Origin of the sequence: Neoluteolibacter marinus (assembly GCF_014904755.1) — a bacterium.
GTDB lineage: Bacteria > Verrucomicrobiota > Verrucomicrobiia > Verrucomicrobiales > Akkermansiaceae > Haloferula > Haloferula marina.
The window spans coordinates 1-24,809 of record NZ_JACZFQ010000049.1; the positions used below are offsets into that span (position 1 = coordinate 1).

A 24,809-nucleotide genomic window follows, 5' to 3' on the forward strand; every position below is an offset into this window, starting at 1 on the left:
TGGCGACGCCGAAAAACGCGATGTCTTCCGCCGCCAACACCTTGGCCACCTCTTCCAGGCCGTGGCCGTATGCCCCGGCCTTCACCACGGCCATGACCCGGCATCCGGCCGCCTCGCGGGCGGCACGCAGGTTCTCACGCAGGGCGGCAAGATCGATCTCCGCCCAGGCACGCGGCGGCGAATGAGGTGGGTTCACGGACCGAGAAAAGCGCTGCCGCCAGCGGCCGGCAAGCACGAGGTGGTTATTGCCCTTTTAACACCCACCACAACAACATCCACCCGATCAGCGGTGCCACCAATGCCTGCCACAAGGCGAAGAAGAAGGCCGACTTGAGCAGTCGGCCGATCACCAGCGGCCGGCCGAATTTCGCTTCGCGGAGGTACGACGCGAAGCCGGCACACCCGGCAAGGACCAATGCAAAGGCTCCCCACAGCACCCATCCATGCCACACGGGGGTCGGCGAGAAAATCCTCCAGAACCACTTGAGATAGGCCGCCGACAACAACCCCAGGGCCATGCCGGGAGTCAGCCAGCAGAGCCATAGGGTCACCCCTTCACCGCGGGTGTAGGTCACGGGAATCGCCCGGGAAGAGGCGGCCGTGGACTTCGGTTTCATGGCGGAGGTCGATCCCTGGCGAGCCGGATATGCCGGGCAAGCACAGGCGTTCAGTAGTTGAAGATCGATACGAAGGTAAGGCAAGTGCCCCACCCGATCGCCGGGGCGAGAAACAACTGCAGGAGGAAGAACCCGATCCCCGTCCTGATCACTTCGCGACGCCGGTTCACCGCGCCGGATTTCGCTGCCACCAGGATTCCCGCGAACCAGCAGCTGACCACGACCAGCGCGGCGAACAAGCCGAGGATGACGCCGGTGATGAACGCCTCGCTTCCACTCGTCGATTCGACCCAGAGGAACCCCGCGTAGGCGAAGCCCGCCATGGAAACCCCTGGCATCACGATGCACAGGAACATGAAGAGCGATTCCATCCCGGTGAACGGCCTGCGCTCACCGGGTCTGTCTGGGTCTGGAATCGCAGGCTCCATTCCAGCTCAGGGCAAGGGCACCCGCGGTTCCGGTTTCGCGGCGCGGCGGGCGGCTCCGAGGCAGAGCTCCGGCGGCACCGACTGGCGCGCGGTCTGGCGGCGTTGCTCGCACTGCGACTTCCAGGCGTTCAGCTCCGCATCCGGGATTTCCGGCTGATGGCGGAATGGCACCCCGAGCCCGAGCAAGGTCGCCAGCCAGCCCTCGATGCCGACCAGCCCCGGCCAGTCCGGGATGCAGCTCGTCAAGGTGGAAGCCGGGCCGGCGGTCTGGAACAGCGCGACCAGTTCGGCATGGTTCACCGGTGCCGCGGTCTCGCGGGCCATCTGCCAGAAGGCGGACTTGCCCGCCGCGTTGAAGCGGTAGTGAACCGCGTGGAAGTCGCGGTTTTCGTCCCAAGCCCGGGCGGTGATCCGGTTGTAAAGCTCGCGGGCCTGCGGGCCGGGCATCGCGTCGCTTTCCGCGATCACCCGCGCCAGCCAGTGGAGGTGCCGGATCAGGTGCAACAGGCGCAGCGAGGACATCGGCTCGACGACACCCGACGCATCGCCGACCGCCACCACCGGGCCGTCCCACGCTTGCTCGCGGCGACCGCAGTCCCACGCCTGGACCTGTGGCACCAGCGACGCATCGCCGGCCTTCGCCACCAGCGCCGCGCAGGCTTCGTCCTCGCTGATGAAGTCGGGGTGGAAGGCAAAGCCGAGGCCGACGGCATCGTCGTGCTCGATCCTCCACCGCCAGCCCGCATCGAGGGTTTCCAGCGTGGTGAAGGGCCGGATCGGTTCGCCACCGCGGCGGCGCATCAGGGAGACGCCGCGGGTGCACAGGCAGGCATCGGCAAAGCTCTTCCACGCGCTGTTGCCAGCCAGGCCGGCGAGGCGGGCATCCCTGCCGGTGGCATCGACATACAGGTCGGCGGCGAGCGAAGCGCCGCCTTCGAGCTGCAGCGTGTCGGGATCGCGGGTGAAGCCGGCGATGCGGCCGTTGCGCACGTTGACACCGGCGGTCCGGCAGGCGCGCAGCAGCAGGATGTCGAGCGCCTCGGCTCGGAAGTTGAGGCCGGTGATGTTTTCGGTCGGCTTGAACGCGTGGCTGCCGTCGCGCGGGAACAACTTGCCGGCGGCCATCATCGCGGTGGCCGGTGAGCAGGCGTCGAGGCCGCTCTCCGCGGCGAGGAAGCCGGGCTCGGTCTGGAAGCCGTTCAAGCGGTGGCCGAAGGGCGCATCGAAAGCCCGGAAATAGGAACCGCGGGCACCCCACAGCGCCTTGAAGCCGAGCGTCCAGACCGGCCGGCCCTGCAGGTGGATCTCGGCCCCGGCCAGGCCGAGGACATTGACGAAATGCTGAAGTACGGCAGGCACCGTGGATTCACCGGCTGCCGGCGGCGAGGCGGCGGCGGGATCCCGCAACAGGGTGACCTGCAGGCCGGGAAGCAGGCGCTTGAGCGTGGCGGCGGTGAACAGGGCGTCGGTGCCGGAACCGGCGACCAGGATGTGTCGAACGAGGGAAGGAGTCATGGAAACCGGGATGTGTTCAGGACCATTGCCAGCCGCCCTTGCGGATGGCGTCGAGGGCTTGGCGGACGGTGATGCCGCCCTTGACGGCATTGGAGATTCTCTCGCGCTGGCGGTTGAAGGCCTCGAATTCCTCCGGCGCGCCTAGGTGGCGGCGGTCGTAGTGAACCTGCATTCCCACCAGCAGCTCGAGGAAGGCCTCGACGCCGTGGTTGTGGGGACGGGCCGGGATCACCTGCGCGAGCAGCGCCGGGCTGGGACCGACCTCGCTGAAGAGACGGTAGAAGGACTCGTGGCTGCCGAGCGTGGTTTTTTCGCGGCACTGCTCCCAGAACGGCGTCGCCCGGCGGGTGTTGAACTTGTAGTGGAACGCCAGCAGGTCGCGGATCTCGTCCCAGGCGGCGCCCATCACCCGGTTGAAGGTCGCGCGCATGGTCGCGTCGGGGCGGCTGCCGGTGATCCGCAGCGATTCCACCAGCCAGCGCGACGCGTGGACGACCTGGGTCAACGCGGTGCAGGCCAATGGCTCGACGAAACCCGACGCGTCGCCGATCGCGACCACGTTGCCGACCCAGCTGCGCTGATAGCGTCCGCTGCGGAACTTCACCAGCCGGGTGTCCTCGCCGAGCCCGGGATTCTTCGCGCGGAACTCGGCCAAGGCTTCCTCGTCGGAGACAAAGTCGCTGCCGTAAACGTAGCCGCGCCGGATCGTCGACTCGTGCTCGACCTGCCAGGCCCAGCCGTGATCCATCGTTTCGATGGTGGTGTAGGGATGGATCGGCTCGTCGGTCCGCGACCAGCTGCCGATCACCGCCCGGTCGCAGCGGAGGCTGCCGGCGAACGGGGTGAAGGGTTCGCCCAAGGCCTTGCCGAGCAACTCGGACGCCGCGCCGGAAGCATCGACGAACAGGTCGGCCTCAAGGGACTCGCCGCCTTGCAGGATCAACGCCGTGATCTCGCCGTCCGCGCATTCCGCCCGCTCGAAGCAGGCCTCCGGCATCTCCACGCCGGCATCCACGGCGAGCCGCTCGAGGCAGGGCAGGAAATGGTCGTGCTCGAGGTGGAACCCGAAGCGCCCCTTGATCACCGGCTTGCCCAGGGGCCCGGTGAGGAACGCGAGGTCGCGCGCCATCAGCGCGCTGGCTTGCGAAAGATTGCTGCAATCCTGCGTGGCATAGTAGCCGTTCGCCTTCGGCAGCCCCTGGAACTGCTGGTCGTACTGGAACTCGAAATCCGTGAGGAAGTCCTCCCGCGGTCCCCACAGGAAACGGGTCCCGTATTTCCACGTCGGCTGGGCCCCGCGGTAGAAGGCGTCCTTCGCGACGCCGAGGGTCTCGAACAGGTGCGCCGGGATCACCGGGCTGGTCCCTTCGTCGGGCAGTTCCTCCGCCGGCCCCTTCACCAGCGTGACCTCCAGCGACGGCCGCAGCCGCTTCAAGGTCAAGGCCGCCAGCAGGGCGGCGCTGCCACCGCCGAGCACCAGCACGCGGTGCACGTCCCGGACGGCGGGACTCGATTCGAAATCTGGGTTTGAGACCATGGTCAGTCCTTCATGCCAGCGAAACCCGGCCGGGCTTGCAAGGGGGAAGGTGGCACGGCCAGGGACGGCCTGCGGGGAGCCGTCAGCCCCGCCGCTGGGTCATCATGAATTCGTTGCCGTCGGGGTCGATGCACATCGCCAGGTGCAGCGGATCTTCCGCGGTGTCGTTGGGTTCCGCGGTCAGGCGGCCGCCGCACTCCTTCAGCCTCGCAATCCCTTCCCTCAGGTCGTCGAGCTGGAACGACAGTCCGGTCCAGGTCCGCTTGCCTTCACCGCCGCCATGAATGCCGATGGTTGCGCCCGCGACCACGACTTCGCTCCACGTTTCCGACTCGAAACTCACGGTGCCGCCGAAGAGATCGCGGTAAAAATGCAGGCAGCGCTGCCAGTCGGCCGCCCACAGGACATACTTCACTTTTTCCACCTGCATGGCCGCACGATGGAGGCCAGCCCCGCTCCGTGCAATCCCCCGTCGCGGCAGGCTCCCGACCGCTTTCACGGCGCCGTCGCCGTCCGGGCCGCGACGAGCTCGCGCAGCAGGCGCGGCCCCCAACGGCGAAGCACCAGCAAGCCGGCGATGCCGGCAACCAGGAGGATCCCCACCAGCACCGCGGCCAGCTGGGCGGCGCGCAGGAAGGCGTGGTCGATCGCTTCGATCCCGAACTCACGCATGTCCCCGGTCATGACCTGGCGCTCGGTGGCAACCACTTCATGCAAGGACTGGAGCGCCGCGAGCCGCTCGGCGGTCAGGTGTCGGAGGACCGCCGCCCGCTCCCCGCGCACCGTCTCCATGGTCCGGGCCAGCTCTTTCTCCAAGGATTTGATGGCCGCGCTGCGCTCGCCGGAAAGCACGGCGGGCAATTGCTCGGCGACCGCGGTCAGGCGATCGACCGCCGGCATCAGCTTGTCGAGCGTCGCGGCACCTGATTCGAACGAACCGCTGATACCATCCAGCGAGCTGGCCATCAGGTCGAAGGACTCCACTGCCTCGCCGGCCAGCGGCATCGCCTGGTCGAGATCGAGGTCGCGGGTGAGATCGTCGGTGGTCAGCTCCGCCTCCCAGCGCGCCTGCCGGAACAACTGGTCGGAATAGATTTCCAACCGCCGGTTGAGGTCGTCGACCGAGGTCGTGATGTCGCCGATCGCCTCGGTCGCGCTCAGCTCGGGACCCAGGTCGTGGGTGGACGCTCGGCTGAGGGTCGACTCGCGGTGAGCGACCGAACCTTCGATCGGGTGAGCCGCCGCCCACTCGCGGGCCAAGCCCCGGATCCTCGAAACATCCCCCGACTTGGTCAGCGAGACGGCGACCTCGTTCATGCGCCGTTCGAGGGCCAGGCAGGTGGCCGTGGCGATCGGGCTGGCCGCGCCGAGTTCACGCCGGCCGTCGCCCTCGGTGAAATACAGCGTCATCTGGTTGGTCAGCACCCAGGTGTCGAAGAGGGCCATGCCCGGGTCGGGCTGGAACAAGGACTCGCGCAGGGCCGGAACCGCCTGGGCTTTCCACTCCAAGGCCGCGCGACGGATGGCCGGATCGTCGGTCGAGGCCATGATCCGGTCGGCCGCCGATTCGACTGCCCCACACAAGGGATCGACCAGCGCCCGCATCCGGAAGCGGATCTGCTGGGTCGTCGCGGCGATGTCGCCAGCGTCATGGTCGCCGTGGGTCCGGAGCTCACGGGGTTGGACCGACAGTTGGCAGGCACAAAGCAGCAGCGCCTGGAGCGCCAACAACAGGACGGCACGGAAGCGTCCGGCCGGCACGACGGGAAGGGGAAGGCTCTTCATCGCGGGTATCCCAAGCTGGCGCATCCGCAGGGATGATCCAAGCCGCGAATGCCGTGGCACGGCGGCTCACTGGACTGGCGCGGCCAGCCGCGAGGCCTGCACCCAGAAGCGGAACCAGCCGCTCTTCGCCTCCAGTTCGCCGGGCGCGATCAGGCGGGCGTCGCCGAAGTCCCGCTCCAGCATCGACGCGACCCGGGCGGTGAAGCCGGGGTCATCGACCGCCATCGTGATCTCGAAGTTCAGCCGGAAGGAGCGGTTGTCGAAGTTCGCGGTGCCGACCGTGCAGTAGCGGTCGTCGATGACCGTCACCTTGTGGTGCATGAAGCCCTTGGTGTAGCGGTAGACCTCGATCCCCACCTGCTGCAGTTCCGGGACATAGGACCAGCCGGAAAGATTGACCATCGTGCTGTCCGACTCGTCGGGGATGAGGATGCGCACCTCGACCCCGCGCAGCGCCGCCAGCTGCAGCGCGCTGACGAACTGCTGGTCCGGCACGAAGTAGGGGCTGGCGATCCACAGCCGTTCCTTGGCGGTGTTGATGGCATGGAGGAAAAACAGGGTGCAGGTCTCCAGCGGATCCACCGGCCCGGTCGGCAAGCATTGCATTCCGACCGCGGCCCCGCTGGCCGCCGGCCGCGGCGTCCACTGCAAGCCACCGAGGATCTCCTTGGCGGCCCAGTGCCAGTCCTCGGCGAACGAAACCTGGACGCTCTGCACCACCGGCCCCTCGACCCGCAGATGAGTGTCGCGCCAGTAACCGACCTCCGGGTCGAGGCCCTTGTATTCGTCACCCACGTTGAGTCCGCCGACCCAGGCTTCGCGCCCGTCGACCACCACGATCTTGCGGTGATTGCGGAAGTTCAGCTGGAAGCGGTTCGCCTCGCCCTTGGTGGTGTTGAACGGCAGGATCCGCACGCCCGCTTCGCGAAGCGACTTGAGGTAGGGGTCCGGCAGCGAACTGCCGATTTCGTCGTACAGCACCAGGCAGCGGACCCCGGCCCGCGCGCGCTCGACCAGCGCATCCCTCAGGGCGCGGCCTACCGAATCGTCGTGGATGATGTAGAACTGGACCAGCACGTAGTCCTTGGCGCGGGCGATGCCCTGGAAAATCGAGTCGAAGGTCGCATCGCCGTCGACCAGCAGTTCCACGTCGTTGCCGGTGGTCGCCGGGAGTTTGGCGAGCTGCTCGGTGACAAAGGGCCCGGGGCGGTCGCGGGGCAACACCAGCCCCTGGTCCTCAAGCTGATGCTCGAAATCCCGCCAGAACTCCGCCAGCTCCTCGCGCTGGGAACGCCGCGCGGTGACATAGCCCTTGAAATCGCTCCTGCCGAAGATCCAGTACGCGGGCACCGCCACATACGGCAGGGTGTTCAATGACACCGCCCAGGCCACCGCACCCTGGGCGGTGCGGGTTTCCATGATCGCCTGGACCGAGGTCAGCGCGCCGACGCCGTGCGCCAGCAACACGAAGCCGCTGATCAAGCGCTTCTTGCGGGCTCCCATCGCCCGGAGCATCCGGTCGATCCTCGGATGACGCTGCCGCCATTCCCGCGGAAGATGCCATTTCTTCATCCGGCACGGTATGAAGTGATCGCCAAGTCAGGGCGAGCAAGAAACCCCGTGGCCGGGGCACTTCTCAAAACGACAGGTCCCACTGCAGGCGGAAGCGCAACTCCGACTCCTCGCCGGTGGCCGGGTCGTCAAAGTCGAGCAAGGACAGGTCGGCGCTGATCTTGTTGCGGTGACCTTGAAAGTACCAGTTCGCCCCGAGCGTCCACTCCCACTGCCGGTCGGACGACCGCGAGGTGTCGGGATCGACGCTTGCGATCCGTGCGGTGAGTTCCAGCGGGTCGGGGAAACCGTTCCAGCATTCCGCCGGGAATACCCCGACCTGGGCGTAGCCGCCGACCATCTCCCGGTGACCGCCGGCGCGCAGGTCCTCCACGTCCTTCCAGTGCAGTTCCTGCTGCCAGGAGAAGCCCCGCCAGCGTGCCGCCGTTTCCAGCATCCACTGGTTCAGACGGTAGTCGCCGTAGCCGAAGCCGGGCAACTGGCCGCCGCCGGAACTGGAGAAGCGCGTGTAGTGGCTGTCGCCGAACACGGTGGCGAGCGTGACCGCCGTGATCAGGTCATCGCGCCGGTCGAGGTCGGCCTGGCCGAAATCCAGCACCTCGCCCTGCGGGTTCCACTGCCAGCGCATCATCCACAAGCGGCTGTCGTCGCCGAAGGTCGCCCCCAGGCCCCGGCCGCTGAGGAATTCCAGCCACAGCGACGAGTCGGCCACCTGCTCCGCCCACAAGCGCAGCTCCGCCGCCACCCCCAGCTGGCGGTCGAGCGTGAACCAGTAGTTCGACAGCGACCGGTCGACGAATTGCTGCGCTCCCGAAGAGTCGATCCGCTCGCGGTTGAACTCGGATTTCCACTGGCCGAAGCGGATGCCCAACTGGTCGCCAAGGTGGACGGTGGCGCGGTAGTCGAGCCAGCCGTTCGAGGTGAAGTCGTACTCGGAGTAGATCTCGAAGGCTTCGGTGAAAAGGTGCCCGCCCCCCTTGATCCGGCCGCGGTTGAGACTCCACTCGTCGGTATCCGGCTCCAGGAGGTCCGCGGCGTCGGTGGGATTGCCCGGCAGCGTGTCGTAGCGCCCCTGCAGCCGGAATCCCAGCCACAGGAAGGTGCTGCTGTCCGTGGCCTCGAACTCCAGGCCCTTCTCGCCGTAGCGGAAGCGCTTCACACCCGGCAACTCCCCGCTGGTCCCCGGATCCGGCAGCAGGCCGACAGTCTCCGATGCCCGCGCCGCTGGCAGAGTGAACACGAACCCGGCAAGAAAACTGCGGAGAAGCCCGGCACCGGAGATCCCTTCAGCCATGAACTGTAGCTAGCAACTTTCGCCGTCCTGAACAAGAGCGCGTTTGTTAGAACGAATGAGCCCCTCGTTTTATCCACCAAAGACAGAATTTATGGAAATCCGTTCAATGAGGTTTGTTACAATATTACATGAGAAACTTATTGCCAATCGTTGATGTCTGTTATATCTGCGCCACTGCTATGAATTCCATCTGGAACCTCAGAACGAGCCTTCCTGCGTCATGCGGGGTGGTCGCAACGCTGGCAATGACTCCGCTTCACGCCGGCGAACCCTACGTCGAACCGGCCCCGCCGATGACGACGGTAACAAGCTCGCCACTCTGGAACTGGTTCATCGGAGCCGGAGCCGGATACACGATCGACGGCGAGGAGTGGTTCTATTCCGGCCATGTCGGGATCGAGCGGGTCTGTGGTGACTACAGCCACGCCTTCTTCCTGGAGGTCGGCTTCACCGAGGCCAGTAACTATCTGGTGAACAACGGACCGCCGATTCTGCTCAATTACGGCAACCAGGCGCCAATCTTGATCGCTACCGGCGATCCGATGCGGGTCGACGGGGAATTCGTACCAATCACTCTCAACTACAAGTTCGAGGGTCCCTTGTTCGGGCCGGTGAACTGGTACATCGGCGGTGGTGCCGGCATCGCGCTCACCTCCGCAGACCTCTACTGGTCCTCCGTAAAACTTTCCGGCGAGGACGACACGGCCTTCTACGGACAGCTCTTCGCGGGAATGACTTGGAATGTTTCCCAGAACTTCGAAATCTACGGGGGCGGTCGCTGGTTCTACCTCGACGGGTTTGATGCCGGCCCGCTGGGTGATACCGATAGCTACGATGACTGGATGGTCGAAGCCGGCCTTCGGTTCAACTTCTGATTTTTGCGCATAATCCAAGTCGAGGTGACTTGGAAGAGCGCGGCCATGATCGTGGCCGCGCTCTTTGTTTATCCCCACGACTGAAAGGAACGCGCGAAATCACAGGAGCACCGCTGCCGGAATCTTTTCGCGACACCCGGACAGCGACCGCTTTGGTCCCGTCGGCACGGATTGTGGCTTGCGACGATGGGCATTGCCCTGAGGATGGGGGGTAGCCGTGTCACGATTCCGCTACTTCCTCCTCCAGCTCCGGTCGAAACTGTGGATCAAGCCGGCGCTCACCGGCCTGGGGGCTGCGGTCTGGATCGAACTCGCGCTGCTGCTCCCGCGCCATCTGCACTTCGATCCGCCGTTCGAGATCGACCGCGACCTCCTGCTCAGCCTGCTGCAGATCCTGGCCTCGACGATGCTCACGGTCGCGATCTTCGCCGTTTCGGCGATGGTGGCCGCGTTTTCCTCGGTCACCACCACCGCCACGCCGCGGGCGACCCGCATCGTGATGCAGGACCGCAGCTCGCAGAATGCCCTCGCCGCCTTTCTCTCCGCTTTCATCTACGCGATCATCGCCCTCGTCGCGCTGAGCGCCGTGCCCTACGGCGACCTGGGACGCTTCGCGCTCTTTGTCGGCTACGTGTTCACGGTCGTCTGGGTGCTGGTGTCATTCGTCCGCTGGGTCGACCAGGTTTCCAAGCTCGGCCGCATGAACGACACGATCCAGCGCGTCGAGGAAGCCTGCCACAATGCCTTCACCGATCCTGCGGTGGCCGGCACCCTCGGCGCGATGCCCGCCACCGGCGACGACCCCGACGGGGAAAAGCTCCGCCTGTCGCGCATCGGCTACCTCCAGCACGTCGACGTTGCCGACCTTCAAGAGCTCGCCGCGACCCTCGAAACGACCATCCGTCTGCTGGTCCGTCCGGGGGCCTTCATCGATCGCAACCGGCCGGTGGCGGTGATCCAGGGCGGAAGACCGCTCGACGAGGAGGCACGGGAAACGTTCGACGCGGCTTTTACCATCGGGGCAGAGCGCCACATCGAGTCGGATCCGCGCTTCGGGCTGCTGATGCTGGCGGAAATTGCCGACCGCGCCCTCTCGCCCGCCGTCAACGACCCCGGCACCGCCATCGCCGTGATCGGCTGCGAGATCCGGCTGCTCTCGCAGTGGGTGGATGCCTCCCGCGCCACCGGCGAGTGCGAGTATCCCGACGTGGAAGTCCCGCCGCTGCACGCATCGGACTTGCTGGACGACGGATTCATGCCGATCTCCCGCGATGGCGCCGCCATGTTCGAAGTCGGCACCCGGCTGCAGAAGGCCTTCCGGGCCCTGCACGACCTTGGCCACCCCGGCCTTGCCGCCGCCGCCCGGGTCCATTCCCGGCTCGCCCTGGAGCAGGCGCTGGAGAAGCTGCCCACCGCCCACCACCGCGACCAGTTGCGCGAGCTGGCCGGCCGCGCGTTTCCTCCGCAGGAGGAGGACTAGACGGCGGGCACGATCGTGCATCCGGCAATGATTCCGTGCAGGGAGCGCCGCCGGCCGGGGAGGGAAAAACGCTGCCAATCGCTGCGATTCACTGGCGCCCAGCGGGTTTTCTGATTCCTTTGGGGGTGGCCGTAAAAATGCATTCGAATGAACGGTCATTTGAATCCGTCTCTCCATTATCTCCCGATCGGGAGCCTCATCATGAAACTGCGTAAACTTTCCCTGCTCGGCACCCTGTCCGCTTATGCGGCTGCCGGCGCGATCTTGTTCCCTGCCGCGGTCCCCGGAGCCGAGCCTCCGGCCGCCGGTGAATCCGAGGGCTTCGACGTCCTGACCCGTGGCCCGGTCCACGAAGCCTTCGCCGAGTCGGTGAGCTTCGAACCCGCGGCTGGTATCGTCATCACAAACGCCCCGCCCGAGCCGATCGAGGAGCTGCCGCCCGAACAGGAGCTCGAAGGCGACAACGTGGCCTGGATTCCCGGCTATTGGGCATGGGATGAAGACGAAGGCGATTTCCTGTGGATCAGCGGCATCTGGCGGAATCTGCCGCCCGAACGCGAATGGGTCCCCGGCTACTGGAATCCTCTCGATGGAGGGGAGTACCAGTGGGTGAGCGGTTACTGGCTCGATACCGAAACAGAGGAGGTGGAGTACATTGCCACCGCCCCGCCCGAGAGCATCGACGTCGGCCCGAACATCGAGGCGCCGTCGGAAGATCACAGCTGGATCCCCGGCAACTGGGTGTGGCAAGAGTCCCGCTACCTCTGGCGCCCGGGTTACTGGATGCCGCTCCGCGCCGATTGGAACTGGGTGCCCTCCCGCTACTGCTGGACCCCCAGGGGTTACGTCTATGTCAGCGGTTACTGGGACTATGCCGTGCCTCGCCGCGGGGTGCTTTTCGCCCCGGTGCTGTTCCACCACCACCACGTCCGTCCCGGCTTCTTCTACACCCCGAGCATCGTGGTCAGCCTCAGCGTCTTCACGGATCACCTCTTCGTGAGGCCCCGCTTCGGCCACTACTACTTCGGTGACTACTATGCCCCTCGTTATGCGGACTCGGGCTTCTACGCCTCGTACGCCTGGCACTCGCGCCGTCACAGCTACGACCCGATCTATGCCCACATGCGTTGGCATCACCGCCACGATCGCGACTGGGACCGCCGCAGGGTCGAGAACTTCAACTACTTCCGCAACAACGAAGCCGCCCGCCCCGCCCACTTGTGGTCGGCAATGCGGACCGCCGACAACACCCGGTTCAAGGGTGACGGCCGCAACCGCCAGTTCGCATCGACCCTGAGCGGCTTCGTCAAGGATCCCACCGCCGGCCAGCGCTTCCGCTCGATCGACCAGGACCGGCGCAATCAGTTCGCCGCGAAGAGCAAGGACATGCGGAAATTCAGCCAGCAGCGCCGGCAACTCGAGACCACCAAGGTGGCCGCCACCCGCGACTCCAAGAAACCGACGGTGCTGCGCGAGAAAATCAGACGCTCGCCGATCATGAGCAAGAGCAGCAAGCAGCTCAGTGCCCGCAACACCCCGCCGGAACGACCGGAGCCCCGCGTGCTCAAGAAAGGCCAGCGCGGCACCACCTCATTGCCCGAAGGCATGACCCGCAAGGGCAAGGAGCCGGCAGCCACCACCAAGGAGCAGCGTGACCCTTCGACCACCGGCAAACCGGAACGCCCGGAGAGGGGCAAGGGCACGACGCCGCCGAAGCCGGCGACCAAAGAGCGGACCCCGGTGACTCCGAAAAAGGAGCAGCCCAAACGCGAGGTCACTCCCAAGACTCCGAAGGAAGCTCCGACCAAGGAGAAGGCGATGCCCAAGCGGCAGGTCCAACCCTCCCGCCCGGAAGTCAAAGAGACCACCAAACGGGAGATCAAACCTCAAAAGCCCCAGGTCCGCGAAATGCCGAAACGCGAGGTCCAGCCGCAGAAGCAACAGCCCCAGCGTCAGGTCCAGCCGCAGAAACAACAGCCCCAGCGCCAAGTTCAACCGCAGCGCCAGCAACCCCAGCGCCAAGTTCAACCGCAGCGCCAGCAGCCCCAGCGCCAGGTCCAACCGCAACGCCAACAACCCCAGCGTCAGGTCCAACCGCAACGCCAGCAGCCCCAGCGCCAGGTCCAACCGCAGCGCCAGCAACCCCAGCGCCAAGTTCAACCGCAGCGCCAGCAGCCATCCCAGAATGACGGAGGCAAGGGCGGGAAGGGCCAGAAGGACCGCTGATCGATCTGAATCGTCCGGGGTGGTCCTTGTTGGATCGCCCCGCGACGACCGCAGGAATCCGACGGGAGGGGTGCGAGGCACCCCTCCCGTCGATGTCGTTTTCAAGATCTCAATTACTCCCGGGCCTCGCGGATCCACCGGTCCATCTCGGATCGCGCCGGGAGCTGACCCGCTTCCATCGACTCGAGCACCCGGTTGCAGGGAACGACATAGCGAAGGCTGGCATACTCCGGAGAGCGCGCGAGATCCCGGGCCTTGGTGGCGGCAGTGATCGCCTTTTCCCGTGCTCCCGATCCCCAGCGCAAGCAGGCGAGCTCGAGCCACTCCTGGGGGCGGGCACCGTTCCTGGCGATCATCCGCTCAAGGGCATCGGCCACCATCCCCTGGAAAGCGCCGGGGGCGTCCGACAGTCCGCGCGATTTAAGGGTGAGATTGTAGGCAACGAGGCCCTTCTGCTGCTCATCGGCAATCCCGCCGAAGACCACTTCGGCGGCCTGCCAATCCTCCCTTTGCAGAAGCAACAGCATCGAGAACAAAGGCACCATGCTCGCGGCCGGATCGAGCGCCTTGATTTCATCCAGCTTGGCTCCGGCGCCAACCAGATCGTCGCCCGCCATCGCCTTCTGGAACTCCTTGCAGAGCACGCCGACCTTCACCTTCGTCGAATCAGCGGCGAGGATTGCAGCAACCGTCTTCTGCTCCGCGGCCCCGCCGGCGAGAAGGTCTTCGACCACGGCATCGGTCAATCTCGACGGATGGGTGTCGAAGAGCACCGTGCCGTCTTTCACCACGAAGGCCCGCGGTATGCCGGTCACGCCCGCCGGCTTCAGCCAGTCCGTGTCGAAGGCGCCCCCGCGTTCGTTGATACAGACCGGGTAGGACATCCCCTCGCCCTTCTTCGCGACGAACGCGGCGATCTTCGCTTTGTCCTGATCCCAAACGTTCATGCCGAGAACCCTCAGGCCCTTCGCCTGGTACTTGTCATGGAGGGCATCGACATGCGGGATCGCGGCGATGCAGGGCCCACACCAGGTGGCCCAGCATTCGAGGACATAAACCTTGCCGGGTTCCCATCCGCCCGGCGCGCTCCCCTGGATCCATTCCGCCTTGGCCAGGGCCCCGGTCGTGACGGCCTCCCCGGTGAGGCTGGCGACGGACCGGGCGACCAGCGCCAGGGTAACCGCGGGAACCAAAAGGGATCGGGAGATCATCGGCTTCGGAAGGATGGAAAGAATGCACCTCGCGTGGAGCATCAGGGCGCGCTGGTGCCGGCCAAGCGGGCGAAATTCACCGGATCGCCGGTCATCGGCAGGGTTACCGTGATCGTGTCGGGGTCGCTGCCGTTCTCCGTGATGATCACCCCCAGGCTGGAATTGGCGGTGTTCTCGCCGACATCGAGGGTGGTGGTCCAATCCGCGAGGTCGGGGCTGACCTGCACCTTGACCTCTACGCCCGCGACCTCGGACGCGTCGTCGCGCTGGAAGGTGTAGGTCACATAGCCTTCGGATGTTTCCACGCCGAGAGGGTTGGTGGTGGTGCCGTCCTTCGGATCGCTGCCGGTGATGAACTCGATGATGTCGGAAATGCCGTCGCGGTCGAAGTCCGCCTCCGGATTGCCGCTGAGCCCGTTGCCCAGCGCCCAGGCCGTGTAGCCCGGGACGCCGGATCCGTCGCCGACGGCGCTGCCCCACAATAGCAGCGAGCTGATGTAGGCCACGTTCGACGTGCCCTGCTCGAGCACCCGCAGTTCATAGGTCTTCCCGGCGACAACTTCGCGGGTCAGGTTGAAGCTCGAACCCTTGATCAAATCGTCCGCGACGAGTTCGAGCGTGCCGCCGGCCTCGCCGAAATGAAGATCGAAAGGCAGGTCGAACGACGACGCATAGCGGTGCGTGCTCATCAGTTCGAGCGTGCCGGTCTGGAGCCCGCTGATGAGAACGCTGATGTAGTTGTCGTCGGCACCGTTGAAGGTGGTCTTGGCGTAGTCGATGTTGACCGTGTCGACACCTCCTCCTGCGGCGCCTGCGACGATGTCGCCATCGCGCGACACCAGGCTCACGTTGACCCCCGAGACGTACTTGCTGACGCCTTCGGCCACCAGGACCTCCTCATATCCCACCGTCGCCGGCGAGTTCGAGCGCCCGAAGTCCAGGGGCACGTGGTTGCCTTCCGGCATGGCGACACCCTGCAGCAGGATGGCCGGGGTGTTGCCTTCGTAGTCGTTGGAACCGATGGTCAGCGTGCCGGCGAAAACCCCGACCGCGCTGCCCGGGGTGAACTTCACGGCGAGGTCTGCCGAGTCGCCCGCCGGGATGCTCAGCGGCAAAGCCGTCTCGATCGTGAAAGCGGGGCTGCCTTCAAGGGTGGTGCTCGTGCCGTCGATGACAAGGTCCAGACCGTCGCCATCGTTGTAGATGGTGATGGTTTCGGTGGTTTCGGGGACCCCGGGCAAACCGAAGTCGATCGAGGTTCCGGAGACCGCGATGGTCGGGTCCTTCACTTCCACGGTCACGTTGATGAGGCGGGGCGTTGCGCCCGAAGCATCGTTGGAATCGACCAGCAACGAGAAGCTGTAGATGCCCGCCCGCGTGCCGGGGGTGAAATTGAAATCGATGTAGTCGTCATCCCGTGCAGCGACGCTCGACGGAAAGTAAATGTCCGAAACCGAAGACGCATCGTCGCCTGCGGCGGTCACGCCGGTGATGGACAGGTCGGTTGTGCGGTCGCCCGATTCATTGGAGATCGGGATCGAGAAGTACTGGGGATATCCCTCGTTGGTGAACGAGTACTCCGCCCCGACCACGATCATCGGGCTCGGCGGTTCCTCGATGACCTCGACCTGCAAGGTGTCCGCGAGATAGTTCGCGCGGAGACTCAGGCCGGCCGGCAGTCCGGATCCCACGACGTCGCCGAAGCTGCCGATCCCGCTGCCGTCGATGCCCTTGTAGCCGCTGACCCCGGTGACCAGGTCGAAGGTCTCACCCAGGGCCGGCGGATGGCTGAACGCCACGGCAAGGGTCGACTCCGGATCGAGTTCCAGCTGCAGGCTGCTGCCGTTGACGGTGAACAGCGTGGTTCCCTCCACCGCGTTGTCGACGTGGAAGGTGAGGGTGGAATCCGCGCCGACGACCAGCTCATCCTCCACCGCACCCGCCCGGGCGACGTCGGCGGCGAACTCCAGCGTGCCGTCCAGGATGTGGATCGCTTTCGGCCCTGAAAGGGTGGATCCGGGCCCGAAGACAATCGATCCTCCCTGATCGATGAAAATGTCGGCGCCCACGCCGGCGAGGTCGATTTGCCCCCCGGCACCGACCGTGACCGTGCCACCGTTCACGTCGAGGTCACCGTTGCTGCCCCGCTCGGGCGAACTGCTCCCGGTGCTACCTGCCCGCAGCTGCAACTCCTGGGCGCCGATCTCGAGGCTGCCTTCCACGGTGATGCGGATGCGCCGGCCGGCAAGCGGCTGGTAGAGGGCGGACATGCTGGCCGTGGAACCGAAGGGAATGATCCCAAGGTCGTCCGAGCCCGCCGCCGCGACCGTGTCGGGCAAGCCCTCGGTCCAATTGGCAGGATCGTTGAAGTCCCCGCTGACGGGAGTGAAGGTGGTCTGCGCACCCACCGGCAAGCCGAGGGAACAGCCGAGAATCAAGGCGACGTGGTATTTTTTCACAGGTTTCTTTCGATATTCTGCGCGAACTAACGTCGATGGCTGATCTAACGGACAATTCCCAAGATCGGGAATCGACTTCACTTTTTGGGAAATAGCACTTTTTCATAAGGATCATTTATAAACTGGATCCGGATTGTGAATGAGCGGGAGCACCCGCTCTCCCGGTCGGCGGCGACCGTCGCAAGCGGACCGCTCCCAATGGGTCGTTGCTGGCCGAAATCGGGCCCGTTGCCACGAGAGCTAATTGGCCGGACGGCCTCACGCCCGGCGAACGCATCACCGGGATGAGTCCTGTTAGAAAAAAGTGTGGATCGCTCCAAGCAACTGGCCACGAGCGATTCCTGCCCGACAAGCCGCCTTCCGCCGGCGACCGGGACTGAATGAATGCGGAGCAGGTCCCGTCGCACCCCCCAGACACCAGAACCTGAATCCATCATGACATTCCGACAGCTTACCCTGCTAGGCGCCGTCGCAGCTTGCACTGCGGCCGGCGCACCTTTCCTCGCCCCGCGGGCTCCCGCCCTCGAGCCGCCGCCGGCCGTCCAAGGCGACGACTTCGATGTTCTGACCCGCGGCCCGGTGCATGAGGCCTTCGCCGAGTCGGTGAGTTTCGAACCCCAACCCGGCTTCATCGTCGAGATCGCGCCACCGGAAGCAATCGAAGAGCTGCCACCCGAAGAACAGCCGGAGGGCGACAATATCGCCTGGATCCCGGGATACTGGGCTTGGGACGACGACGAGACCGATTACCTCTGGATCAGCGGCGTCTGGCGCAACCTGCCGCCGGGCCGCGAGTGGATCCCGGGCTACTGGAACGCCATCGACGGCGGACGCTACCAGTGGATCGCGGGCTACTGGGCGGACACCGACACCGAAGAGGTCGAATACATCGCGACCGCACCGCCGCAGAGCATCGACGCCGGCCCCAACGTGGCCGCACCCTCCGGGGACCACAGCTGGATCCCCGGATCCTGGGTCTGGAACGACAGCCGCTACCTGTGGCGTCCGGGTTATTGGCTGGCCCTGAGGGCCGACTGGAACTGGGTGCCCTCCCGCTACTGCTGGACTCCCCGCGGCTACATCCACGTCAGCGGCTACTGGGACCATGCCATCGCGCACCGCGGGGTGCTGTTCGCGCCCGTGCACTTCCACCGCCGCGCCCACTTCGCCCCGGACTACTACTATACACCTCGTATCGTGGTCGGGCTGGGTGTCTTCTCCAGCCACCTGTTCGTGCGACCGCGCACCTGCCACTACTACTTCGGGGACTACTATGCGCCGCGCTACGCATCGACCGGCTACCACGCCGCCTTCGCCTGGCATACCCGCCGCCATTGCTACGATCCGATCTTCGCCCACAACCGCTGGGTCCACCGCCACGACCGCGACTGGCAGAGCCGGACGATCTCGAACTTCAACTACTTCCGCGATCACGCCGAGGCCAGGCCGGCCCGCCGTTGGGCCACGATGAGCAGCCTTCGCGACCGCCAGATCGACAGCGGCGGACGGGATCGCCACTTTGCCAGCACTTTCGCCAGCTATACCGGGGATCGCGCGACCAAGGGAAAGTTCCGCGCCATTGATCGCGGCCAACGCGAAGTCCTGGCCACCCGAAGCCGGGAAATCAGGAGCTTCAGCCGGCAACGCGGCCAGCTTGAAACACGCCGGATCGCCTCGGGCGGCACCGGCAAGAAGCCGGCATCAGTGAGGGAGAAACTGACGCGCTCCCCGATCTTCGCCAAGCGCAACGCCCGATCCACGGCACCCGGGAACCCTTCGGCGAGAAGGGAGTTGTCCGGGACCGGATCGAAGCGTGGCGGCAAGAGCAGCGCTCACAGCATCGCCGAACGCCTCCAATCGGCCCGCCAGGCCACTCGTGCCGGATCCACCCGGCGCGAAAGCATCGGCAAGACCGAGCCAAGCTCCCGCGCTGGCACGAAAATCATGAAACCATCGGTTGCTCGAGGCCAGAGGCCTGCGGCTTCCTCGCCGAAGATCTCCCGGTCCACCCCCGGGCGCACTTCTGCCGGAAAGTCCTCTCCGCGCCCGGGCGAGCAAGGCTCCAAACTCCGCGAGATGTTGAAACGCCAGGCGACCCCGCAGCGTGCGAAATCCTCGGCCTCGCCAACGCAGCGCACCCAACCGCAACAGCAAGCCCGTAAGGCCCCGGCTCGCCAGGCTCAGCCCCAGCGTCAGATCCGCAAGGCCCCGACCCGCCAGGCTCAGCCACAACGCCAGATCCGCAAGGCCCCGACTCGTCAGGTGCAGCCCCAGCGCCAGATCCGCAAGGCTCCGACGCGCCAGGTGCAGCCGCAGCGTCAGATCCGCAAGGCTCCGGCACGCCAGGCTCAGCCACAACGCCAGATCCGCAAGACCCCGACTCGTCAGGTGCAGCCCCAACGCCAGATCCGCAAGACCCCGGCTCGCCAGGCTCAGCCCCAGCGCCAGGTCCGCAAGACTCCGACCCGTCAGGCCCAGCCCCAGCGCCAGATCCGCAAGGCTCCGGCGCGTCAGGCCCAGCGGCAGCCCGACCGGTCATCCGGCAGGTCGCGGAACGGCCGCTAACCGGCTTGCCCCTTCAAGGCAGCCCCGAGGAACGGCGCGGTCCGCGACCTCTTCGAACGGGCGATCTTCTCCGGCGGCCCTTCGGCAACGATGGTGCCACCGGCATCGCCCGCCTCGGGGCCGAGGTCGAGGATCCAGTCGGCCTCCGCCGCGACCGCCATGTGATGCTCGATGACAATGACGGTGTGACCTTCATCCACCAGTCGGTGAAGCACGTCGATCAGACGCTTCACGTCCTCCAGATGGAGGCCGACCGTGGGTTCCTCGATCAGGTAGAGGTTGGTGCGGTTGAGGGTCTTGAGGTTCTTGGCTGAGACCCGGCCCTTGGTGAGCTGGGTGACCAGCTTGATCCGCTGCGCCTCACCGCCGGAAAGCGTCGGGGACGGCTGGCCGAGCTGGAGGTAACCGAGTCCCGTGTCGGCCAACAGTTTCAGCGGCGCGGCGATCCGCGGCTGCGACTCGAAGAAGCCGGCGGCCTGCTCGATCGTCATGCGGAGAATCTCGCCGATGTTCTTTTCGCGGAAGCGGACCTCGAGCGTCGCCGGATTGTAGCGCATCTCGTTGCATGCCTCGCACGGCACCCAGGTGCTGGGGAGGAAGTCCATCTCGAGCTTCACGCGGCCGTTGCCTTCGCACACCGGGCAACGCCCGTCACCGGTGTTGAAGGAGAAGCGCGAGGCCTCGTAGCCGCGGACACGGGAGTCCGGCAGCTGGGCGAAGAGCTTGCGGATGTCGTCGAACACCTTGACGTAGGTCGCCGGACACGACCGCGAGGTCTTGCCGATCGGGGACTGGTCGACCTCGTAGATCGACTGGAGCCGGTCGAAGCCGCTGGCCTTGGCCCACGGCCGGTTCCTGGCCGCGGACTTGCGCTTGCCCTCGGCGCGCGCGGCATCGGCGATGCAGGCGTGCATCAGCGTCGATTTCCCGGATCCCGAAATGCCGGTCAGAACCGTGAGCCTGCCGAGGGGAACTTCGGCGTCGATGGCCTTGAGATTGTTGGCGTGGCAGCCGGTGACCTTGAGGAAAGGATCCGATTTCTTCACGCCGCGACGGCTGCCGCGGGTGGGATGGACGATCGGATTACTAAGCGCCTGGTAGGTGGGGGAAGCTGAAAGCCGGTTCTCGTGAGACGCCGCCTTCTTCGCCCTCCCGCCTACCTTGGACGGCTCACCCGGCACTTGCGGCGGGGCCCCTTGATAGACGACCTCCCCGCCGAGCCGGCCCGCACCGGGGCCCAGGTCGATCAGGTGGTCGGCACGGGCGATGGTGTCCTCGTCGTGCTCGACCACGATCAGGCTGTTGCCGCGGTCGCGCAAGGCTACCAGCGTCTCGAGCAAGGCGGCATTGTCGCGCGGATGGAGGCCGATGGTCGGCTCATCCAGCACGTAGAGGACGCCGCGCAAGTTCGAGCCCAGCTGCGCGGCCAGCCGGATGCGCTGGCTTTCGCCACCGCTGAGCGTTCGTGCCGAGCGGTCGAGCTGCAGGTAGCCGAGGCCGACCTCCTGGAGGAACGACAGCCGCTGGCGGATCTCCGGCAGGATGTCGCGGGCGATCAGGGCGTCGCGTTCGCCGGCGATCTCCAGCTTGGCGAAATGACCCGCCGCCTCATCGACCGGCAGGCGCGAAAGGTCGGCGAGCGGCGTTCCCTGGAAGCGCACCGCCCGGCCTTCGGCATTGAGACGGGCGCCGTGGCAATCCGGGCACCCGACCAGTTCCTCGTCGTCCATCCGCTCGATCTTCCGGTCGGCATCCATCTCGGCCTCAAGCACGGATTCGAAGCGCGAGGTGTCGAGATGGCGGCGCTGCTTCGGGACCAGCCCGTGGCCGCGGCAGGAGGGGCACCAGCCGTGCGGCGAGTTGAAGGAAAAGAGCCGTGGATCGAGTTCCTCGAAGGACCGGTGGCACTCCGGACAGCTGGCTTCCGACGAAAGCAGGACGAAGCGCTTGTCGGGCGTCACCAGCCGGATGGTTCCCTTGCCGATCTCGAGCGCCCGGGAAATCCGTTCCGCCAGGTCGTGGCGGCCCTTGCCGCTGAACTCCGCCACCACCACGTCGATGTCGTGCTCCTTGAAGCGCTCGAGGCGGGTGAAGCCCTCCGCGTCGCGGAACTGCTTGTCGACGAGGAGCTTCGTGAATCCCTGCTTGAGCGCCCACTCCGCGACCTCGGTGTGGTAGCCCTTGCGGCCGCGGATAACGGGAGCGAGGAGCGAGACGCTGCCCTTGGCGAGGTGGGCGCGGAGGGTGTTCTCGATCGCTGCCTGCGACTGCTTCTCGACCGGGACCTGGCAATCCGGGCAGTAGCGGGTGCCCAGCTTCGCGAACAGGAGGCGGACGAAATTCCACACCTCGGTCACGGTCGCCACCGTCGACTTCATCCCGCCCTGGGACACCCGCTGTTCAATCGCGACGGTCGGCGGCAGCCCCGCGAGCGAGTCGAGCTCCGGCTTTTCCAATTGCTCGGCGAACTGCCGGGCATAGGCCGACATCGAGTCAAGGAAGCGGCGCTGGCCCTCGGCGAACAGGATGTCGAAGGCGAGGGTCGACTTGCCGGAGCCGGACAAGCCGGACACCACCACGAAGCGGTCACGCGGGATGTCGAGGGAGACGTTCTTCAGGTTGTGCTCGCGGGCACCGCGGAGCTGGATGAGGGGAGCGGAGGATTGGTCCGGGGCCGGCGGGCGGGCGGGCTTCCTGTCGGCGCGCGGGCGGCCGGATCCGCCCTTTGCCAGCAGCGGCTTGAGGTACCTGGCGGTTTCGGTGTCGAGGGTCGCGATGTGCTCGGGCGGTCCTTCCGCGACGAGCCGGCCGCCCTTGGTGCCGGCTTCGGGCCCGAGGTCGAGGATCCAGTCGGCGCACTTGATAACGTCGAGGTTGTGCTCGATGACCAGCAGCGAGTGCCCGGCATCGACGAGACGCTGGAACACGCCGAGCAGTCGCTCGATGTCGGAGAAGTGCAGGCCGGTGGTTGGTTCGTCGAGGATCAGCAGTTTGGTGCCCCGCGCCCGCGGCGACGATTTCCCGGGCGCCGCCTCGGCGAGGAGCTGGCATAGCTTGAGACGCTGCGACTCGCCGCCGGACAGGGTGTTGAGCGACTGGCCGAGCTTGAGGTAGCCGAGGCCGACCTCGGCGAGCGGCTCGAGCAGCCGGGTGATCTGGCGGTGCCGCTTGGCGGCGGGTGCCGTCAGGCCGGACGAATCCGTCACTTCATAGAAGCCGATCGCCTCGTCGATGGTGAGATCGAGGACGTCGGCGATCGACTTGCCGCGGTAGCGGATGTCGAGGGTCGACGGCTTGTAGCGGCGGCCGTTGCAATCGGGGCAGGTGACGTGGAGGTCGGACAGGAACTGCATCTCCACCTTCTCGCTGCCCGCGCCGGCACAGCGGTCGCAGCGGCCTTCGCCGGAGTTGAACGAAAAGAACCCGGTGTTGAGCCCGCGGGACTTCGCCTCATCGGTGATCGCGAAGAGCTGGCGGACCGGATCGAAGGCCCCCACCAGCACCGCCGGCGTCGAGCGCGGCGTGCGTGCGAGCGGCGACTGGTCGACCAGCAGGATGTCGCTCAGATACTGGGTTCCTCGTAGCTCCTTGACCGGCGCGTGATCGACCTCGACGCCTTCCTTGCGCAGCTTGCGCGCGACGTTGGCGAACACGACGTCGTGGGCGAAAGTCGACTTGCCCGATCCCGAGACGCCGGTGAGGCAGGTGAAGAGGCCGAGCGGCAGGTCGGCATCCAGCTTCTTCAGGTTGTGGCGGGTCGCGCCGCGGATCTCGAGCTTCTCCTTGCCCGGCTTGCGGCGCTTGCCCGGCACCCCGATCGCGCGCTGTCCGCGGAGCCACGGCAGGGTTCCGGTGGACGGGAGTCCCTTGGCTCCGTCCACCGGCCCTTGGAACACCAGGGTGCCACCGTGCTGGCCGGCCGCCGGGCCGATGTCGAGGAGCTGGTCGGCGGCGCGCATGACCGCCTCCTCGTGCTCGACCACGACCAGGGTATTGCCCTTGTCGCGGAGCCCGTGCATGACGCCGACGAGGCGCTGGATGTCGCGGGCGTGCAGGCCGACGGTCGGCTCGTCGAGGACGAACAAGGTGTTGGTGAGCGAGGCCCCGAGGCAGGTGGTGAGGTTGACGCGCTCGATCTCGCCGCCGCTCAGGGTCCGCGCCGGCCGGTCGAGGGTGAGATAGCCCAGCCCGACCTCGTCGAGGTAGCGGAGGCGCGTGGTGATTTCCGTCAGGATCAGATCCAGCGAACTGTCGTGCGACCTGGCCGCGGCGTCCGTTTTCCCGTCGAAGGCCGACGGGCGGAAATCCCCGTCCGCGAACCACGCCAGCAGGTCGACCAGGGGCAGGGTCCAGAGTTCCGGCAGCGTCCGGCCGGAGATCTTGAAGCAAAGCGCTTCCGGCTGGAGCCGCCGGCCGCGGCAGGTGGAGCAGGTGGTGTAAGAGCGGTAGCGGCTGAGGAAGATGCGGATGTGCATCTTGTACGCCTTGCTCTCGAGCCAATCGAAGAAGCCCTTGACGCCATACCATCCGCCGGATTGCCAGAGTTCCTCGAGATCCTCCGGGCCGGTGGTCTTACGATCGCCGTAGTAGATCCATTCCCGCTCCTCCTCGCCGAGGTCTTCCCACGGGGTCTTGATGTCGATGCCGCGCTCCCTGCAGTTGCGAACGAGGTCGCGCTGGCATTCGTCGCCGCGTTCCCCCTGGAACGGCTTGATCGCCCCCTCCTTGATGCTGAGCGAAGGGTCGGGGACGGACTTTTCGAGATCGAGGCCGATCACCCGGCCGAAGCCACGGCATTTCGGGCAGGCACCGAGCGGGTTGTTGAAGGAGAAGAGCGCGGGCGACGGCGGGCGGAGCGAGTTGCCGGTGGCGGCGTTGGTCCATGTCGCGCTGAAACTGCGGACCTCGCCGGAGGCCGGGTCGTGGATCGAGGCATGGCCCTTGCCGAGGGTGAAGGCGTGCTCGAGCGCCTCCAGGAGCCGGCTGCGCTCCTTGTTGGAAACCCGGACACGGTCCTGGATGACGGTGACCGTGTCCGTCGCAAGGCCGGTGGTTGCGGGCTCGTCGGTGCGCTGGACCTCGCCGTCGATGAGCACGCGGAGATAGCCCTGCTGGTTGAGGAAGGGGAACAGCTCCGCGCTGGAGGTGTCGGCGGGGATGGGCACCGGAAAGGTGACGAGTACCGCCTGGCCGGACAGGTTCCCGAAGGCCCAGGCGGCCGCCGAATCGGCCGAGTCGGGACGGA

General features: G+C 66.3%; 16 protein-coding genes. 4 read left to right on the top strand and 12 right to left on the bottom strand.

Translation table 11 applies throughout. The annotated features are described in order from the left end of the window. From IG178_RS11305 to IG178_RS11345, 9 genes are all read right to left on the bottom strand, one after another. Positions 1-196: alanine racemase (locus IG178_RS11305; RefSeq protein ID WP_193212659.1), on the bottom strand; the 196-nt coding region annotated here is incomplete at its 3' end. Between the two features lie 46 nt (positions 197-242). Next, positions 243-617 (bottom strand): hypothetical protein, encoded by a 375-nt coding sequence (locus IG178_RS11310; RefSeq protein WP_193212660.1) that lies wholly within the window; start codon positions 615-617, stop codon positions 243-245. A gap of 50 nt (positions 618-667) precedes the next feature. After that, complete coding sequence (locus IG178_RS11315) at positions 668-988, bottom strand: hypothetical protein (RefSeq protein WP_193212661.1); 321 nt, start codon at positions 986-988, stop codon at positions 668-670. A 63-nt stretch (positions 989-1,051) separates the two neighbouring features. Further along, on the bottom strand, positions 1,052-2,560 hold the full coding sequence (locus IG178_RS11320; protein WP_193212662.1) for a tryptophan 7-halogenase: 1,509 nt from the start codon (positions 2,558-2,560) through the stop codon (positions 1,052-1,054). Between the two features lie 16 nt (positions 2,561-2,576). Further along, complete coding sequence (locus tag IG178_RS11325) at positions 2,577-4,097, bottom strand: tryptophan 7-halogenase (protein WP_193212663.1); 1,521 nt, start codon at positions 4,095-4,097, stop codon at positions 2,577-2,579. 82 nt (positions 4,098-4,179) lie between these two features. Continuing rightward, a complete protein-coding gene (locus IG178_RS11330; RefSeq protein ID WP_193212664.1) occupies positions 4,180-4,527 on the bottom strand; it encodes a VOC family protein in 348 nt (115 codons plus the stop codon). A gap of 65 nt (positions 4,528-4,592) precedes the next feature. Further along, on the bottom strand, positions 4,593-5,882 hold the full coding sequence (locus tag IG178_RS11335; RefSeq protein WP_193212665.1) for a hypothetical protein: 1,290 nt from the start codon (positions 5,880-5,882) through the stop codon (positions 4,593-4,595). A 66-nt stretch (positions 5,883-5,948) separates the two neighbouring features. Continuing rightward, the gene (cls, locus tag IG178_RS11340) at positions 5,949-7,454 is read right to left on the bottom strand and encodes a cardiolipin synthase (RefSeq protein ID WP_226895324.1); all 1,506 of its coding nucleotides are present in this window, start codon (positions 7,452-7,454) and stop codon (positions 5,949-5,951) included. Positions 7,455-7,518: 64 nt separating this feature from the next. Further along, positions 7,519-8,748, bottom strand: a complete 1,230-nt coding sequence (locus IG178_RS11345; RefSeq protein ID WP_193212666.1) for a porin — start codon at positions 8,746-8,748, stop codon at positions 7,519-7,521. Between the two features lie 245 nt (positions 8,749-8,993). Here IG178_RS11345 and IG178_RS11350 point away from each other — a divergent pair, with 245 nt between their 5' ends. From IG178_RS11350 to IG178_RS11360, 3 genes are all read left to right on the top strand, one after another. After that, positions 8,994-9,623 carry an outer membrane protein gene (locus tag IG178_RS11350; RefSeq protein ID WP_193212667.1) on the top strand — a complete coding sequence of 210 codons (630 nt, stop codon included), beginning with the start codon at positions 8,994-8,996 and terminating at the stop codon, positions 9,621-9,623. A 217-nt stretch (positions 9,624-9,840) separates the two neighbouring features. Continuing rightward, on the top strand, positions 9,841-11,103 hold the full coding sequence (locus IG178_RS11355; RefSeq protein WP_193212668.1) for a DUF2254 family protein: 1,263 nt from the start codon (positions 9,841-9,843) through the stop codon (positions 11,101-11,103). Between the two features lie 201 nt (positions 11,104-11,304). Further along, the gene (locus IG178_RS11360) at positions 11,305-13,329 is read left to right on the top strand and encodes a YXWGXW repeat-containing protein (protein ID WP_193212669.1); all 2,025 of its coding nucleotides are present in this window, start codon (positions 11,305-11,307) and stop codon (positions 13,327-13,329) included. 113 nt (positions 13,330-13,442) lie between these two features. Here IG178_RS11360 and IG178_RS11365 read toward each other — a convergent pair whose 3' ends face one another. Together IG178_RS11365 and IG178_RS26180 are read right to left on the bottom strand one after the other, a co-directional pair. Next, positions 13,443-14,540, bottom strand: coding sequence for a TlpA disulfide reductase family protein (locus IG178_RS11365; protein ID WP_193212670.1), 1,098 nt, complete (start codon positions 14,538-14,540; stop codon positions 13,443-13,445). 41 nt (positions 14,541-14,581) lie between these two features. Beyond that, the gene (locus IG178_RS26180) at positions 14,582-16,999 is read right to left on the bottom strand and encodes a choice-of-anchor D domain-containing protein (protein ID WP_193212671.1); all 2,418 of its coding nucleotides are present in this window, start codon (positions 16,997-16,999) and stop codon (positions 14,582-14,584) included. A gap of 435 nt (positions 17,000-17,434) precedes the next feature. Here IG178_RS26180 and IG178_RS11375 point away from each other — a divergent pair, with 435 nt between their 5' ends. Further along, the gene (locus IG178_RS11375; protein ID WP_193212672.1) at positions 17,435-19,564 is read left to right on the top strand and encodes a YXWGXW repeat-containing protein; all 2,130 of its coding nucleotides are present in this window, start codon (positions 17,435-17,437) and stop codon (positions 19,562-19,564) included. Here IG178_RS11375 and uvrA read toward each other — a convergent pair. Beyond that, complete coding sequence (gene uvrA, locus IG178_RS11380; protein WP_226895333.1) at positions 19,561-24,762, bottom strand: excinuclease ABC subunit UvrA; 5,202 nt, start codon at positions 24,760-24,762, stop codon at positions 19,561-19,563. The two genes, IG178_RS11375 and uvrA, sit on opposite strands and share 4 nt — an antisense overlap. Positions 24,763-24,809 lie beyond the last annotated feature (47 nt).